This is a genomic window from Cuniculiplasma thermophilum (assembly GCF_052315355.1).
Taxonomy (GTDB): Archaea; Thermoplasmatota; Thermoplasmata; order Thermoplasmatales; family Thermoplasmataceae; genus Cuniculiplasma.
This window is the reverse complement of sequence record NZ_JBLSDF010000006.1, coordinates 1-15,640: the sequence shown is the minus strand read 5'-3', so window position 1 is coordinate 15,640 and position 15,640 is coordinate 1. Positions and strand designations below refer to the sequence as shown.

The 15,640-nt window shown below is 36.7% G+C and carries 15 protein-coding genes; 4 read left to right on the top strand and 11 right to left on the bottom strand.

Annotated features, from left to right (window positions below):
• Nucleotide 1: 1 nt before the first annotated feature.
• Genes ACNF42_RS01645 through arcS form a run of 7 tightly spaced genes read right to left on the bottom strand, consistent with a single transcriptional unit; the run spans nucleotide 2 to nucleotide 8,894 of the window.
• Nucleotides 2–853: a hypothetical protein gene (locus ACNF42_RS01645; protein WP_443338196.1), complete on the bottom strand. Its 852-nt coding sequence runs from the start codon at nucleotides 851–853 to the stop codon at nucleotides 2–4.
• The gene (locus tag ACNF42_RS01640; protein WP_443338194.1) at nucleotides 850–2,172 is read right to left on the bottom strand and encodes a DUF58 domain-containing protein; all 1,323 of its coding nucleotides are present in this window, start codon (nucleotides 2,170–2,172) and stop codon (nucleotides 850–852) included. Before ACNF42_RS01640 ends, ACNF42_RS01645 begins: the two co-directional genes overlap by 4 nt.
• Entirely contained in the window at nucleotides 2,169–3,164 is a 996-nt protein-coding gene (locus ACNF42_RS01635; protein ID WP_443338278.1) for an AAA family ATPase, read from the bottom strand. Before ACNF42_RS01635 ends, ACNF42_RS01640 begins: the two co-directional genes overlap by 4 nt.
• Nucleotides 3,154–3,624: a hypothetical protein gene (locus ACNF42_RS01630; protein ID WP_443338192.1), complete on the bottom strand. Its 471-nt coding sequence runs from the start codon at nucleotides 3,622–3,624 to the stop codon at nucleotides 3,154–3,156. The genes ACNF42_RS01635 and ACNF42_RS01630 overlap by 11 nt, the downstream gene beginning before the upstream one ends.
• A gap of 1 nt (nucleotide 3,625) precedes the next feature.
• Nucleotides 3,626–4,228 carry a hypothetical protein gene (locus ACNF42_RS01625; protein WP_443338190.1) on the bottom strand — a complete coding sequence of 201 codons (603 nt, stop codon included), beginning with the start codon at nucleotides 4,226–4,228 and terminating at the stop codon, nucleotides 3,626–3,628.
• The gene (locus ACNF42_RS01620) at nucleotides 4,229–7,273 is read right to left on the bottom strand and encodes a hypothetical protein (protein WP_443338188.1); all 3,045 of its coding nucleotides are present in this window, start codon (nucleotides 7,271–7,273) and stop codon (nucleotides 4,229–4,231) included.
• A gap of 58 nt (nucleotides 7,274–7,331) precedes the next feature.
• Entirely contained in the window at nucleotides 7,332–8,894 is a 1,563-nt protein-coding gene (gene arcS / locus ACNF42_RS01615) for an archaeosine synthase subunit alpha (RefSeq protein WP_443338185.1), read from the bottom strand.
• Between the two features lie 224 nt (nucleotides 8,895–9,118).
• Here arcS and ACNF42_RS01610 point away from each other — a divergent pair, with 224 nt between their 5' ends.
• From ACNF42_RS01610 to ACNF42_RS01600, 3 genes are read left to right on the top strand one after another with little or no spacing between them, the layout of a single operon-like run.
• Nucleotides 9,119–9,670, top strand: a complete 552-nt coding sequence (locus ACNF42_RS01610; RefSeq protein ID WP_443338183.1) for an exosome complex RNA-binding protein Csl4 — start codon at nucleotides 9,119–9,121, stop codon at nucleotides 9,668–9,670.
• A 13-nt stretch (nucleotides 9,671–9,683) separates the two neighbouring features.
• Nucleotides 9,684–9,836: a hypothetical protein gene (locus ACNF42_RS01605; protein WP_443338181.1), complete on the top strand. Its 153-nt coding sequence runs from the start codon at nucleotides 9,684–9,686 to the stop codon at nucleotides 9,834–9,836.
• A gap of 10 nt (nucleotides 9,837–9,846) precedes the next feature.
• Nucleotides 9,847–10,062 (top strand): LSM domain-containing protein, encoded by a 216-nt coding sequence (locus tag ACNF42_RS01600; protein ID WP_443338178.1) that lies wholly within the window; start codon nucleotides 9,847–9,849, stop codon nucleotides 10,060–10,062.
• Between the two features lie 482 nt (nucleotides 10,063–10,544).
• Here ACNF42_RS01600 and ACNF42_RS01595 read toward each other — a convergent pair whose 3' ends face one another.
• Together ACNF42_RS01595 and ACNF42_RS01590 are read right to left on the bottom strand one after the other, a co-directional pair.
• Nucleotides 10,545–10,733: a hypothetical protein gene (locus ACNF42_RS01595; protein ID WP_443338176.1), complete on the bottom strand. Its 189-nt coding sequence runs from the start codon at nucleotides 10,731–10,733 to the stop codon at nucleotides 10,545–10,547.
• A gap of 45 nt (nucleotides 10,734–10,778) precedes the next feature.
• A complete protein-coding gene (locus tag ACNF42_RS01590) occupies nucleotides 10,779–12,569 on the bottom strand; it encodes a hypothetical protein (protein ID WP_443338175.1) in 1,791 nt (596 codons plus the stop codon).
• Between the two features lie 237 nt (nucleotides 12,570–12,806).
• On the opposite strand from ACNF42_RS01590, the gene ACNF42_RS01585 reads away from it, so the two are divergent.
• A complete protein-coding gene (locus ACNF42_RS01585) occupies nucleotides 12,807–13,184 on the top strand; it encodes an IS110 family transposase (RefSeq protein WP_443338173.1) in 378 nt (125 codons plus the stop codon).
• Between the two features lie 146 nt (nucleotides 13,185–13,330).
• Here the strand turns inward: ACNF42_RS01585 and ACNF42_RS01580 are convergent, their stop codons facing one another.
• Nucleotides 13,331–13,504 (bottom strand): helix-turn-helix domain-containing protein, encoded by a 174-nt coding sequence (locus tag ACNF42_RS01580; RefSeq protein WP_443338171.1) that lies wholly within the window; start codon nucleotides 13,502–13,504, stop codon nucleotides 13,331–13,333.
• Nucleotides 13,505–14,191: 687 nt separating this feature from the next.
• A partial coding sequence (locus ACNF42_RS01575; RefSeq protein ID WP_443338168.1) for a hypothetical protein occupies nucleotides 14,192–15,640 on the bottom strand: 1,449 nt, incomplete at its 5' end.

Sequence of the window (15,640 nt, the reverse complement as noted above, 5' to 3'; positions counted from 1 at the left end):
ACTATTCCAGAGTACCTATTTCATAATTATCTTTTTTATCGCTCTTTCTCATATACATTACCGTGCCTACTAAAAAGGCAGCGGTTATTAGAATACCGTAATAAGTTCCAGAAATCACATTTGTTAACTCTGTGAGAAACAGGGCAATTAAACTTCCCATAAGAATGGGATAGGCCATATATTCAACAGGTTGCCTGTTTACCTTATCGCTCTCAATATAGAGCCTTCCAATGAAGCCTACAATTGAAATGGGAAATGTAATTAATAGGATATTCTCGATAAATGATACTGGTTTGAGAAGATATGTAATGCTCTCTGTCCCTGTTGAGGCCAAAGTGTATAAATTGTAGTATATCAGTATTCCTGTTATGTCATAGGAATAATAGAACCCTTTGTTAAAAAGAGGAGAAAGTGAAAGAGCCGTAATAAAATATATTGTGGATATTGACGATCCTATGAGATATCCGAGTGCCCCTTGTGGACTTTTACTCATGATGCCTTCAACTATGAATGGAAAGGCTATGGCTGAAGATATGGTAAAAGAGAGCGGGATTATGGTTCTATTATTTAATGGAAAAGTAAAATAACTTGAAAGTATGAACGAGAAACGCAATATCACAATAAGTTCAGAAATTAGTACATACAAAAGTATTAAGATTGTAGCAATAGGATATATTAGTTTCCTTATTCTCATAGGCGATATATATTTAACTAAAGGGAGAATAAAGAAAAGGATCCAGAGTGAATCCCAATAACTGTACTCCCCTTTAAATTCGTAAATAAACATTGTGATGGATGGAATTAAAATCAGAAAATTTAATCCGTGTTTTATGAATTTATCCTTTTCCATCATGCACCCCTGTTTTCATTCCTTCCGGATATGTAATCGGAAAGTGTTGTAGCTAGTAGTCTCTCTTTGTAAACATCCTTAGCAACTATTCCAAATGACCTGAATGTTTTTACGCTAAAATCTATGGCCTTGTTTTCAAATTTAAAAAGTGAGATCTCGTATTCCTTTAATACATTTGATGAAGGCTGAGTGTAAAATCCCCTGGGATTTATTATGTAGTAATATTCCTGTTTGTCCAAGCGTATGTAATTCTTATCCTCTACACCCTTAAATTTACCGTATCCTGGTGAGGCATAGACTATTATAAGCGCATTCTTCTTGACCTTACTTTTAATAAACCTGTTCAGGGAATCGATTGAAAAGGTGCCAGATGGTCTTATCTCAGACACTGTTTTTTGAAGTTTTTCAATTGAATCCTTTCTTCCTGTTGGTTCTATGTAAATGTTATAATCACTTGAAAAAACTATAAACCCTATTCTGTCCTGGTTTTTTAATATGACATTAGCTGAGTTAATTGTACTGGATATCATGAAATCGTACATTCTTGAATTGCCGTATCCAATATTACTACCTTCACTGTAATCCAGTGCCAAAATGACGTCTATATGCCTTTCTTCTTCCCACTCCTTAACGAAAAGATCGTCGTTTCCATAAATATTATATCTGTTCCATGCAACGTGCTTCATATCATCAGAATCGTTATATTGTCTTATTCCAAAGAAATCATAGCCCTGCCCTGCCTTTCTCGAAATGTGCAAACCGGTGGTAAATCTAAGATTACTCACCCTTTCGCTCCTTTGAGTAAATACATCCTTTGCAGATGGGGCCACCTTTGCCACGTCAACTTTTTTGGAATAAAATTCCACAAAGGCCATTCCAAGACCATCATTTGCTATAACTTTGATTGGTCCAACATTGTATTTTCCTATTGCTTGTGGTGAAATGTAATAGATTTTAGTTATCTTACCCCCAGGCTTAAGACTTACTCTTGAAGTGTATTCTCCTTCTAACTCAAAAACATCAAGAAGAGTGTCGAAATAAACAAAATTTAAGGTCCTACGGCTTTCATTTAAAAATTGTAATTCTATCTTGACTCTGTCCCCTTTCCTCATTTCAGACTTTCCCATCACTCTTTTAACCTTCAGTTTTTTCATCGCCTTAAAAGTGGTTGTGTTTAAAAGGATAATATCAATGCTCATTGAGAGTATGAGAACTATGAAGAAAAAAGATAGAATATCATAACCATAGAGACCATATACATATGACTCAAGAAGCCCCAAAAAAAGAAAACTCAGGATCGCATATGCCCTCTTTTTGATCATCTGGGTTGATGCACCTCTCCCATTATCTCATCAATAACCTTAAATGCAGCATCTACTCCACTGTCTGAGGCATCTATTAGGGCCTCTGGCCTTAGAATGAGTCTGTGGTTTAGGAGGAATGGCGCTATATAATTCAGATCCTCAGGAACAACATAATCCCGGCCGTGAACCAAAGCGCACGCCTTGCTTGCCGTAAGAAGCTTAGCAGTGGTTCTTGGACTTGCCCCAACGTAGATCTTATTGCTTTCCCTGGTCTTTCGCATCAGATCAACCATGTATTCTTTTACGTCAGCAGAAACATAAACGTCATTAACATACTCTCTCATTTTTAGAATCGTCTCTGGTTCTATGTAAGTCTGAGTTTCAGTTTTCCTGAAATCTCTATTGAGTATCCTTATTTCATCACCCCTGGTTGGGTAGGTAAGTATCACCCTGAAAAGGAACCTATCCATAAGGGCCTCTGCAATTGGAAATGTGCCCTCCTGCTCGATAGGGTTTTGAGTGGCTATTACAAAGAACGGAGATGGAAGATTGTATGTGTTTCCTCCAACTGAAACGTGTTTTTCTTCCATGGCTTCCAGCAAGGCGGACTGAACCTTAGCTGGTGTTCGGTTAATTTCATCTGCAAGCATCACGTTAGTAAACACGGGTCCTTCCCTGAACTCCATCTTTCTTGTTTCTAGATTGAACACTATGTTGCCCATTACATCTGATGGGAGCATATCCGGAGTAAATTGTACCCTCTTGAACTGCATTTTTAGATGAGATGCAAATTCATTGGCTAACATTGTTTTTGCAAGCCCAGGAACGCCTTCCAGCAAAATATGATTATTGCTTATAATCGAGATAAACATGAATTTGATTGTATTATTTGCACCTATAACCTTCGTGCCTATCTCATCAGATATAGCCTTAACCGTGTTCCTAACATAATTCAGATCCAATTTAGTATTCTTTTCCACCATGCTCATATCACCATTATTATTTCTCATCACCTAATTCCAGCATTGAATTCCTTATTTCCTTGTAATCCTTCAAAATACCCTCAGTAATATCACTCAGTCTCTTCTCTAAGACTCTCTTTCTTTTCTCAGATTGAACAAACGTTATTCTGTATTTTATTCTCTTGTATTTCCTGTACTCGCTTTTAATTTTTTTAGTTATTATGTTTACCTTCCTGCTGCTCTTCAATATAATGTCAGAAACATGCTCAATGTCAGATTTTTCCACATACACCATCTCCATATTTAGATAGTCCTTAGGCACCTTAAATATCTCCTTTTCCTGCTTCAGATCAGGATTTCTGTCTGTCTTGTTTCGAACTGATGCAACCTTCAATACAAGGAAGTAAAATATCACAATAATTGATGGTATCAAAAACTTAAGTGTATTCAAAGGATCAGATTCAATTGAATCTATAAATCCTGTAAGAGTAGGAGTCGGAAGAAACATTTTACCTCTTATTCCTGGAATCTGGATAATATAGCTCCTTAACATCCAGATAGTTGTAAATATCTGTCAGTTTCTTAACTATCTCATCACCTGTAAGATTTACGTCCTTTGCAAACCGTGCTCTATCGTAAACGTCAAAAATGTACATTGCCAATTTCCGAAGGGCACCAAGTAGATTCTCATCATTCTGGGTATTTCCCGGTTTTATTGTGGCAGTCTGGAGAATAAATGTTTCTCTGTCAACTAAAATATCATTAGTAATTTCGCTGTCTCTCTCCTTGAACACTCTATATATGTTATACAAAGTGGTGTAGTTCGGGTTAAAATTAACGGAAAATGACCTTTTAATATCATTTTCTGCGAAGGATTTCCCTTCTATGGCAGCTCTTACCATATCGTTCTCAGAAGTATATCTTCTAACAGTCTTTATTGGCGGAATATCTGCTATGGTTTTTACTTCCACAACCTTTTGTGCCTGAGGTTCAGACTTCTTCCTTCCAAATAGTGACCATTTCTTCGGTTTGGCCTGATCCTCCGCAAGAAGTTTCATCAGTTCATTTTCATCCATTGATCCATTATCATTCTCTTTTTGTTGTTCTACCATTTACTCCCCTCTTGAATATACATTGTTGCTTGGTATCAGATATCCCCCTATCACAAATAGAGTCTCTGGCGTTCCAGAATATATTTTTAAGGTAATAATTATGTTTCCTCCAGGGTAAGGATACTGCAAATTGCTTATAACGTATTCTGTTCCTGTAAATGTATAGCTTTTGATTCCTATTGTCAATACAGAATTTTCCGATACGTAATAATGGCCTCCCTGAGCTATCTGACCGTTAGAGACTGTTGAATTGTAAAATGTCATATTTTCCAAGAACACCCTGCCAGAATTGATAAGCACAGATGAGTTTGATATTATTCCATTAGCATAACTGTTAAGTCTAAATTCCGTTTCTCCCGGAGTAATATTTACATATTCCATTGCGAGCGGTTCATCCTGAGAAATTGCGAAAGATTTTGTAGTAATACTCTGTGTACCATTTTCTATTTCATAATATCCTGTTGAACCAAAATGGGAGATGTTCAATATACTTAAAGGTTCCAACAATCTTTCCTTACTGGCTGATATTGTATAGGAAGTTAAGTGATCTGATCCCTGAAACTCAGATATCGTTAAATTTATTGGCGTTGAAATGTTCAATATGGTCCCATAACTGGATATATTGAGATAAAGATTTTTCTCTGAGTTTACGAAAGTACTGAACACCGATGAATTGTTCAAAAAACCTGAATCTATATTCGCATAGGAGATCTTATCGGTATAAGTTACGTTTACTGGAAGATTATATGTATAATTTGTATAATAATATGTGACAAGATAGGTAGTATAATTGAGAGGCAAAGAATATCCACCTACCCTTAGCATTCCTAGATATGTGAAAGTTGAATATGCTGAATTATAATGCACCAAATTATCATAAATTCTATAAAGCGTTTTGGAAGTACTTATTGTGATTCTCGTGAGGTCTCTAACTTTAAGTTCAATTGATACTACCCTTATTCCCGATTTTGAAATATTAACCACTGATCCCGTATAATTTTGAGAAACAACGTACAAGGAAAGTCCTGCTCCATCGAACCCAGTAAAATTAGTATTTAAAACAATCACAGAATTTTTTGCGTAGACTATACCGGAATAAACAAATCCATCTTCTCTGGCATAAATGGCAAATGGCTCTGAAATGTTTTTATTAAATTGCCCATTGAATAAGAGGTGAATATAGTATACTCCTTTACCCGTGTTGTTATTATTGGAAGTCCCGGTATCGTTTAGTATACCTCCTTTAAATTCAAATCCTCCAAGATAGGTCGAATTGACACCAGGTGCAGTATTGAATTTAACCCTTGTCAAATTGTATCCTATGCTGTTTGAGGCGTTTAATGTGATATTTAAAGTCAAATTTTTTGCTTTGAGGCTATCCACACTGAAAGAATAATTTTTACCCTGAAAACCAACTTCAGATGTATTTAAGGTGAAATTTTCCTCGTAGTTTTGTTGTGTGTCTATGAAGTAATAAAAAGTTCTCTTCAAATGAATTTTACCGTTTAAATTTGAAAAATAATCGCTATAAAAGGAGGTATTAACAACTATATTATTTTCATAAAGTGTAAGATTTGGGTATTGCAATAGTGGAGTTATCAGTTCCCCATTTTCATAGTATGAGTAATTATATCCAGTTATATTCTCACTTATGGAGTAAATCTGACCAGGCATAGGAGTTAAACTAACAGACATGGTATTTGTGTACATTGGTAAATTGTAATATACAGGATAGAAACCATAAACATATATCATCATTTTATAGTGTGCATCATAATACGACGGTACGATGGCGGTTCCATTTGCTTCTGAAAACTCAATGGATTTATAGAATATGGTACCAAGTACATCAACGGCTACAACTCCCTTCAGAGGTTTCATGAATTTATCTCCAATGGCGGTATTATAGAATATGTTAGAGGCAGTCAGAGTTAATTGCCCCGATGGGTTTGACTCAACATAATTGACTCCGGACAGATTGTTCTTGAAATACAAAGATGCAGAACTTGTCTCAAATGATGGCAAGAATCCCAGTCCAGTTGGTCCTGTATGGGTAAGAGTAAAGGGATCATAGGCAGTCATTGAGAAATTATATTCCTTGTTACTATTTACAATCAGCACAGGTGAATTATTTGTTTGATAAAAAGGTCCGGAACTTGGCCCATTGGCAATTATTTCATCATAACCTGCAGGTACACTTATGTTGTAATAACCGGAGGAGTTAGTTTCCACTTTTCCTGAATCTATTTGACCAAGTTGATTTTGAGAATAAATAACAGCATTTTTAACCGGTTGGTCAAGTTTATTCGTAACATATCCATAGATTAGAAAAGATATGTTAGATGACATATTCATTACAAGCCTCAGATTATCTATTGGGGATCCGGTAACATTAAAGAATAAGGGCTTTGGCTCTGGGTTGTAGTTCTTCTTTATAGTAATAACACCATATGTGGCATCTTGTAAATTAACACTAAAATTTGCGTCATTTGATGATTCCGTAATCGTTTGACCAAAAAATGTGACCATATATATTTTGACATTATTAACTGGGGAATTTGTAATATTTACTGTCTGTCCAGTTACACTATACAGTTTGGCTTTGCTTAGTGTTACGTTTTCCCATAGTGTATTTCCACTCAAAATTGTAAAAGTCTTTAGTGATGGAGAATAACCCTGACTGATATAACCAGCTGTGAATGTGCCGTATTTCAAGAGAACCACGTGATAATAACCATTTATGCCTGTTGTAAAGTGAACAACCCATGGAAATATGTAAACAGATAAATTGAGATCGGAAAGTGGCGTACCTTCGGTATCTCTTACATATCCGTAAATGTTTACTGTCGCATTGGATATTGGACTAGCAGAGGATCCAAAAGGAGAGAATGCGAGCATTTTTTGCTCCCCCTGAAAAAATGTGGGAGGAATTATTTTCTCATAGGGGACAGCATCGTAATTGGTGTGATAAAGCGTTAACCCTGAAAAAATCATAATTGCGGCGACGGCTATTGCAAGAAAAAACTTTGGGCTAACCTCAACCATGACGTGATATTATTTTCTCCGTTTATAAGTTTGTTGGTACTTTTCAGTTAGGTGCAATTCAGTTTCGCATCTTTACTGCTATTCCTTTCTTGTTACTTAACATTTGAGTATGGCTCATCCTTGCGGTCCCTACACCTCTTGCCTGACCTCTATGATGAATTACAACTTCATCACCTTGCCTTATTTCCTCTGAGCTTGATTGGATTCCCATAGCATAAATATTTGAAGTTGGTTTAAAATCCTCAATTTCGATTAGAAACTTATTTGCGTCTAAAAATATTTTAGCGGCATCCCTGTGTATTGTCAATTTTCCAATTTCATCATTAAAAATAAATTGAGGCTTACCCTTACTGGTCAGCATAAATTGATTAAACATTCTCGTTACTTTCATCCCCATTAGGTATGGTCTTATCCATCCCCCAAACTGATAGGAGGCGATGGATATCAATTTCTCCTTTAAGAAATCCCTCTTCTCTCTGTCTTTTACTTCAATTTTTTTCAAAAGATCGATAAGATCACCAAATTCATCATTTCGGGACTTGTCCCATTGAATAAAATGGCTGTTTTTGAAGTTGAAGTCCTCAACAAATTTCATATCTTCTGGTAAAAAGAATATAAGTTCATCATATGGATTGTTTGCCAAAAAATTTGTAATCACCCCATTAATATTCTTTTTCTCTTCCTCGTACCATGTTCCTGTAACAGGAATGTCATAAAATCTTGGTGGGTAAGTATCCTCCAGATCCCTGGGAACAACAGATATTGGGGATGTAAGAATTATCTCGTGCAGTACATTTCTAAAAGGCCGGATAGCCTCAATTAATCTTTTGTGCGACTTTGAACTTGAATAGGGTTTTTTTGCTGAACATGGGACAAATAGGGCTATCCTTGCGCTGTTCACTTTTCTATAATCATTTGAAATGTAATGATTAAATCGCCTTACATCTGGTCTTGATAGGGAATCAAGGCCTCCTGCCAGTATCTTTGGAGTATATCTAGGAAAACTTGATTCAAACTCTTCATAATATTTCGTTTCAAGATTTCTAATAATTTCGATAGTCTTTGGTGATATATTTGAGTGCTCCACAATATTAAACAGTGTGCCATCATCGATGGATTTGCTTAATAGAGAAAGTTCATTTTTAATAAATTCCACATTTGCATCGGTGGTATAATTATCCTCTTTGACCCTCCCAAAAATGGTATACTTCACCTTATTTATACCGTCTATCCTCGAGTTTACGTCATCAAACACATCTACTCCGAGAAAGAAAAATATAGGAATTAAATAGGGATCTGATATTCCCGGAATGTAGAGCAATTTAGATCCCCCTAGCTTTTTCTTGACTTCAAGTATTTGTTTTATTGCCATTCCACTTCTAAGAATGAAATCGGGTGTATCCCTTAGCACGAAGAAGTTTTCACTCTCCCAAACATCCATCTCTTTATTCCCAACCTTTATTTTTAAAAGGGTACAGGACTCGTTTAAAATTTCGTATGAGTCAAAGTTTGATTTCATATCCTTCGTAGAGTCTAATAGCATAGGAAATTCTGTTACTTTCTCCTTAATGGTAATTTCACCTTTTCTTGCAAATGCAAAAAAGTTTTGACTTTTGATCACCATCCATTATGGCAGGATTTTAAATAAAGATTAGGCTGAGAAATTTAAATTAACCATATGATATGAGAAAGCCAGTTAAAATAATTAATTTCCATTCTATTATCTTTGACCTTGAATAGGATTGGAGGAAGATAACCTGATTATAGCCAGTCAATAAAATAGCTAAAACTTGAAAAAAGATTATTAATAGATATTACATTATTCGCATAAATTAGTGAACTTAAATGAACGATAATAAAACAGAATATGTCCTTCCTGGTGATAAACTTTCTACTGCGGAGGAATATGTTCCTGGGGAAAATGCCATAGAGGTCAACGGTGATGTAATATCACTTGTTCTCGGCAACGTTAAGAAGGATGATAAAAGGCTTGTAATAGGTGTGAAAAAACCCAAAGAGAAATTTGTTCCAAAGGTTGGTGATATTGTATATGGACAGGTGTTGCGTACAGATAATCGTCAAACTAGCGTAGGTGTTTCGGGAGTTAAGTTCGGGGATAAATTAATATATTATCAGGCCGATGGTTATATAAGATCAGGGATGGATGACAGACACTCCCAAAATGTAAAAATAGGAGATATAATAAGAGCTAAAATAATAAGGGTTGGTCAGAACCTTGAACTCACAATACATGGAGAGAACCTTGGAGTTCTGTTAACCAGATGCAGCAGATGCAGAGAATATATGACCATGAAGGACGGAAATCTTTACTGCAAAAGCTGTGACAGAACTGAAAACAGAAGAGTACCAGCTGACTACGGGTCACCCAAATTATAATTTGGTGGTGTGAATGGTAAATGGGGTAAGTGGAAAAGAATTTGAAAAAATGAGCAAGGAGATAGTGAGTATGAGAAGGGAACTTGATGATATGAAGGAGGTCGTCAAGGGTCTGATACAGTTCATAATGAGAAAAGAAGAACTGGACGAAGAAGAATATAATTGAGGTGTGGAAAATGATAATGCCTATGAAAATACTTGAAGAGAATCTAAATAAGAAGGTATCGTTGTTATTGAAGGATAACAGAGTTTTAGAGGGAATCTTAACCGGTTACGATGAATATATGAATATGGTTATGGATTCTGTGGATGAAATTGGAAATGATGTAAATAAAAAACTTGGAACGGTGATAATAAGAGGGAGCAATGTAGTGCGAATAGCTCCTGCTTAATTTTTATGGATCTTCTCACTTTCATGTGGGTAATTTTGTCCAATGCTTTGATATATTATTCAATGGAAGAATGTCAGTTTTTTTCGACATTGAGAGAACTTAAATCACCCTATAACGCTCCATTTATCTGGGAATCTCCAAGAGAAATACCGGGAAGGATATGAGGAAATAAGATCTCTTGCTGAAAAAGACGTATTTCATGAATGAGAATATAGATGAGTTGTGGAAAGCACCATTCATGGATGATGCAGGGATGATAAAAGTCAATCTGGAAAATGTAATGAACTACTTCGTCCACCGAAGAACCAATTCCTAAGCTGAGGTTATCAATTCAAAGATCCCCCTCATAGAAAAGATTGGTTATGGATTCAGAAATAAGGAGCACCTGAGGAATTCCATATATTTCGGGTGAGGTAATGTAACACCTTTTCCATGAACCAACATGAAAGTGCAATGACCCTTAATTATTTATAATTTGTAGGTCAGTAATTGAGCCCCTCTTCAACTCTTTTCATGGCAATAGCCATAAAATTTTTCATGATTATGGATGTCGCAACAGTTCCCACACCGGCAGGAACAGTTTTTATGAAACCAGCCTTATTATACACGTCTATGAAGTTAACGCCTCGAACCACACCCCCGTCTATATTTGTGCTCCTTTCTTTCTCCAAATGGAAAATAGGCATAAGAAGTCGTGAAAAATATGATCATGACTCTTATGTGTAAGCATATAGATAGGATGATTGAATATAGTATGTATATGGAGTTCCATTGATATACTGTGTTACAGGAATTCCACATTGATAAAGGTTCACGATCATGTTATTGGGGGTTGCATATGGTAATACCTGGTTGCTAAACTCAATGGTTGTAACATTATTCTCTGCAGTAGAGACTTCCATTGTGGGGTTCTGTGATGATATAATACTTGCACTAATGGCCGTCCCTAATGCAGCAGTACCTGTAATAAGGCCCGAAGAAGTAAATGAAAGAACGAGCAAAGAAGTCCCGCCAGTTAAGGGGGCGGCGATTATGGCAGCAATTGTCAGTCCAAGGGATACTCCTGCCCATAGCAATGCCATATTATTAAGGGAATTGACCGCCTTGCTTGCAGCTGTCTGGAAATCTGTCGCGAGGAAAGAAACGTTTATCAGATCTTTATAACTTCCCGTAGGTATATTATATGAAGCATCCTGAGACAGTCCTGCATCAAAAAACTGCTTCCAGTCATAATTCATGAATTGGCTGTTGTTACTTTCCGGTACGTTGAAAAGATTCACGAGAAACCCTGCTTCATAGTCAAATGTCCCATTGTTACCGTTTATAAGTTTTATTATTGCAGTTGTTGCAGTGCTTCCATATGCACAATTTGATCCGTCAACAAAAAGGTAGGTAGTGGTCGTGACAGTTAACTGGTATTCAAAATGTCCATACCCAATCATACTGATATTTTCAAGATAAGTGGGGCTTGAGACTGATGGAATACCACTTAGTGTACCGGAATACACGAAATTAGCAGCAGAATCCGACCAGGCTGAATTTCCACTCGAACTTAACTGTGTATAGACTTCCTGGGTTGATGAGGACGTGACAGCAGAACTGCTGAATGAAACGCTGTATTTGCCATGAATAATATTGTAGTCAAATGGGAATACACTTGTTGAATTCAAAGGTATATTTCCCATAACTATTGGAAGTGGCCCCCAGTACTGGTAAACATGTGATTTGACAATATTATTGCACTTCGGAGGAGACACACCTCCGCCTATCTGTCTATTTGGGTGTTCCTTGTAAACCAGTGTGTTTGTGGTGTTGATAGGAGTTACAATAGGTTGCTTCTGCATATCGAAGTAAATCATGGCTTTGAAAATGTATGGAGCATATCTAGAATTTCCAAAATTATTACTCCATGGATTGAATGGTATGTTGTTGTAGTAAGTGTAAACATACATTTTTCCATGATAAATGAACTGGTAATCAGCCTGCATGGTCAGTGAAATTGAGATGGTTTTTTCCTGCGGGAGGGTATATATACTTCTGTATTCGATTATGATCCTGTGGAATGCATTATTCAATGTTCCAGTTATCTGTCCATTCGAATTTGCACCTGTAGAGTTAAAAACCTGAGAGTATACGGAATTATTTGTTAAAGGGCCTGTAACATTCACCGATTGATCACCTGAGTTTTCAAAGGATGGCATTGATCCATATATGTCAACAGTGATGTTTGACATATTGTATGTGTTAAATGGAGTATGTATCGTGAAGAAAGGGTTCTGCGGGGAATACACATTATATGAAACAGAGTTGTTTGATATAAATTTAACATTCAGACTAATATCTGGATTATAATAAGCGGGTTTTGGCCCAAGCAAGAATGCAATCACACCAAGGGTGGAGACCACCATAACCGCTGCAATCGCGATGGCAATTAAGGCGTTTTTCTTTTTTCCGGAAATGTTGAGAATTTTCCGAATTTTTAAGAAAATATTTTTTCCGTCCCCCATGAAAATTTTAAAAAAACCAATATATAAAGGTACTGATCTTGTATGTTATCTTTACAGGATGTGAGATCATACTTGGCCAGGGACACGCGTTCTCGATCTTACGGATAAATCCTCGTGGAGCATAACTCTCCTTCCTTCATTCTTTACCCGTATGGGATGTTGCAGTAAAATCTTGGTATAATCGACAGGTCTTTGGTTGAATGGAAGAGATTGGGAGGTAAACTGACCGGTGATGAAATGAAAGTATATTTAGGAATAGACATGGCCAGGGATAAGTTTGACTATTGTGCAATGGATCATACGCTCAATATTTTATGCAGGAAAAGCAATAAGGAAAAGAGCAATGAAAGCTTCAAGGGACTGCCTGATCTGATCAGAGTGCTCAGATCTACAATCACACTGATGAAGATCGGAATGGAATCAACAGGAATATACCACATTCCCTTATATACCCATTTGATTACAGATAGATTCCCTTTAAGAATTCTCAAGGGCCTTGAGGTGAGAGGCATGAAGAAATCAAGGATAAGGAAGACACCCAATGATACAATAGATGCAGAATCAATAGGAAGATACCTCATGATAGATATTCCCAGGCATCACAAATGCAATTGATATGAACGAGGATACTGCTGACATGTTCAGTAAATATATAACAGATAAAGATTTCGTTTCAGCTGCTCAGAAAGACATTGTAAATATGTTTCCAGTAGAAGATATGAGAAAGTCTTTATCGGCGTTTACACAAAGTACCTGAATGTTCAAAAATATCCTGATCCCTTTCTCGCCTCATTCATGTAATGTTTGAGGATTCTCCACACGGAATCCTCATTGATTCCCATTCTTCTGGAAACAACAATTACAGGCATATCAATGCACATCTCCACAATCCTTGCCTCAAAGTGCAGTGAAAATCCTAATCCTTTTCTTGTCAATGGAAGAATGCAAAGGCTATGGGAAAATATACAAAATCTGTAAATTAATGGTACCAGTTGAAATTACGTTTTTCAATTGTGCATATTCAACCATTATAACCCTTAGTTATAATCGTTCTTGAAAAATCGATTCAACAATGTACACTTTTCAAATGTAAGGAATTTACGGGATTCATTAGGAATGATCTCTTTTACCTCCAGATATCGTTGAAACACTTGGTATATTGATGCAAATCATGTTAAATGAATGAGCATAAAGTGGAACCATTAAATGGTCGAAAATAGGTAAATTTCAATGAGCGTTTACAACCTATGGACTAAATTACCTCTACCATGCATTCAATCTCATTCAGGATTCATAGCTTAATCTGTTTGCCGTATTTGTTATTGGGCTGGCAGCGTATTCATACTGCATTGCATTTTCGTCTATCAAGAAATTGACAAAAAAGAACCGAAAACAGATCTAATGAATGAACATATTTCCAAATATAGACCTTAAACTCAATGGAATAACATTATTGGTAACAGGAGCTGGGAAGGGAATAGGAAGGGGCAATTATGGGAGCCAACTAAATTTAAACTCTACCAGAATTTCCCATTTCACTAGGCGATCGGATCAGAGCTTATCGGGCAGACGTCTCCAACAGAGATAACATAGCAAAGATGTTGGAAAAGATAAGGGAAGAGTTACCCTACTGGTATGGCCTTTACAATAGAAACAGAGGGGTTGAAAGAATATTCATCACCAGAGTTTCCATAGAAATGAACATTGTCCGATGATTCATATAGGTAAACACCAAGAATGCTTCCATTATTTACTGCCGCTATGTTTTCTATTGTTAAAGTTTCGAATGATACATTCTCATTCACAACAACTGACATAGATGTAAATGCAGCTGCGATAGATGCCATAAGTCCGATCTCTGCAAAGGCAAGTGTAACTTCATCAGCTAAGTCTTCTGCTGAACCTGCCAGTGGTATTAGATCCGTTACTGCGTTGATTGCAAAAGCCACTCCAATAGCTGCAGTAAAAACAGCAAGTCCTCCTTCTACTTTTTGAAGGTAGTCATTCGCATTGTTCGATTCCTTTGCCATATAAGAAATATCCAAGCTGCTGTAAACATGACCGGCACCCAGTTTATATGAGTGACTGACAGTAATCCCAAGCATATTGATCACAGTTGACCAATAGTCTGCACTTTTAGACGCATTCCCATTATTGGCCACATTGTAGAGGTCGCTTATCATTATCTGAGGCCTATTCGCCCCAATCACCTGCATTGTGGTTACAGTTGGACCTGGCGTTGCAACACAGTAATAAGTACCATCATTATAGGAGTATGTGGATATGTAGTATACTCTGTATTCAAGGGCTTCAAAGGAAACGTTTGAGATGTAGTTTATTGACATGTTCTCCCCGGGAACGTTAAAGTCTATTGCTGTTTCGGATGAATAGGGCAAGGTTGCCTCGTATGATGAGGTTGTAGACTGAAATGTACCTGATTGATTCTGTGTGTACTGTGCTGAATTGAATTTTAGAGTTGGACTTATTGTGGTACTTGTTGATGCAAAACTTGTTGATGTAAATAGAAATTCAGAGTCTGAGGGTAAATTCATGCTTGAATAGAGAAGCGGAAGCATACCTGTCCATGTTTCAATCCTGATTGTTTTATCAACAACAGATGGTGTGCACGGGTTTCCATTTCCATTCCATCCTCCACCAGATATCCCTATGAAACTCTTTTCTTTCAATACAGACACCGATCCTATGTCATTTATCCTTTTTTCAAAGACAGGAGATGATAGGTTAAAATAGAGTGAGCCTGAAAGATTGAACGGATTCATTACTGCATCAGACTCGAATGAATAGATGGAATTAAATACAGGATTGAATGGAGAATATTCAATGTTGTTGAAATAGTCAAAACCGTATAATGTGTTGTTTCTTATGTAGGAATAGGTTGCCTCCTCCATTAAAGATACTCTGTACTTCTGATTTTGAACCACATATCTCCATGCCTGTGCTATGTTTAGAAGGGAAGGGCTGTTGACATATCCTGTTATCATTCCATAGCTATCCGATCTCCCGTTGAAAACATCCACTACGTAAGGATTATCTGAAAGATTGTACGTTAT

What these genes read in the sequence shown, in the direction of transcription:
- ACNF42_RS01645 (WP_443338196.1), bottom strand. Translation starts at nt 853, where the DNA reads ATGATGGAAAAGGATAAATTCATAAAACACGGATTAAATTTTCTGATT.
- ACNF42_RS01640 (WP_443338194.1), bottom strand. Translation starts at nt 2,172, where the DNA reads ATGATCAAAAAGAGGGCATATGCGATCCTGAGTTTTCTTTTTTTGGGG.
- ACNF42_RS01635 (WP_443338278.1), bottom strand. Translation starts at nt 3,164, where the DNA reads ATGAGAAATAATAATGGTGATATGAGCATGGTGGAAAAGAATACTAAA.
- ACNF42_RS01630 (WP_443338192.1), bottom strand. Translation starts at nt 3,624, where the DNA reads ATGTTTCTTCCGACTCCTACTCTTACAGGATTTATAGATTCAATTGAA.
- ACNF42_RS01625 (WP_443338190.1), bottom strand. Translation starts at nt 4,228, where the DNA reads ATGGTAGAACAACAAAAAGAGAATGATAATGGATCAATGGATGAAAAT.
- ACNF42_RS01620 (WP_443338188.1), bottom strand. Translation starts at nt 7,273, where the DNA reads ATGGTTGAGGTTAGCCCAAAGTTTTTTCTTGCAATAGCCGTCGCCGCA.
- ACNF42_RS01610 (WP_443338183.1), top strand. Translation starts at nt 9,119, where the DNA reads ATGAACGATAATAAAACAGAATATGTCCTTCCTGGTGATAAACTTTCT.
- ACNF42_RS01605 (WP_443338181.1), top strand. Translation starts at nt 9,684, where the DNA reads ATGGTAAATGGGGTAAGTGGAAAAGAATTTGAAAAAATGAGCAAGGAG.
- ACNF42_RS01600 (WP_443338178.1), top strand. Translation starts at nt 9,847, where the DNA reads ATGATAATGCCTATGAAAATACTTGAAGAGAATCTAAATAAGAAGGTA.
- ACNF42_RS01590 (WP_443338175.1), bottom strand. Translation starts at nt 12,569, where the DNA reads ATGGGGGACGGAAAAAATATTTTCTTAAAAATTCGGAAAATTCTCAAC.
- ACNF42_RS01585 (WP_443338173.1), top strand. Translation starts at nt 12,807, where the DNA reads ATGAAAGTATATTTAGGAATAGACATGGCCAGGGATAAGTTTGACTAT.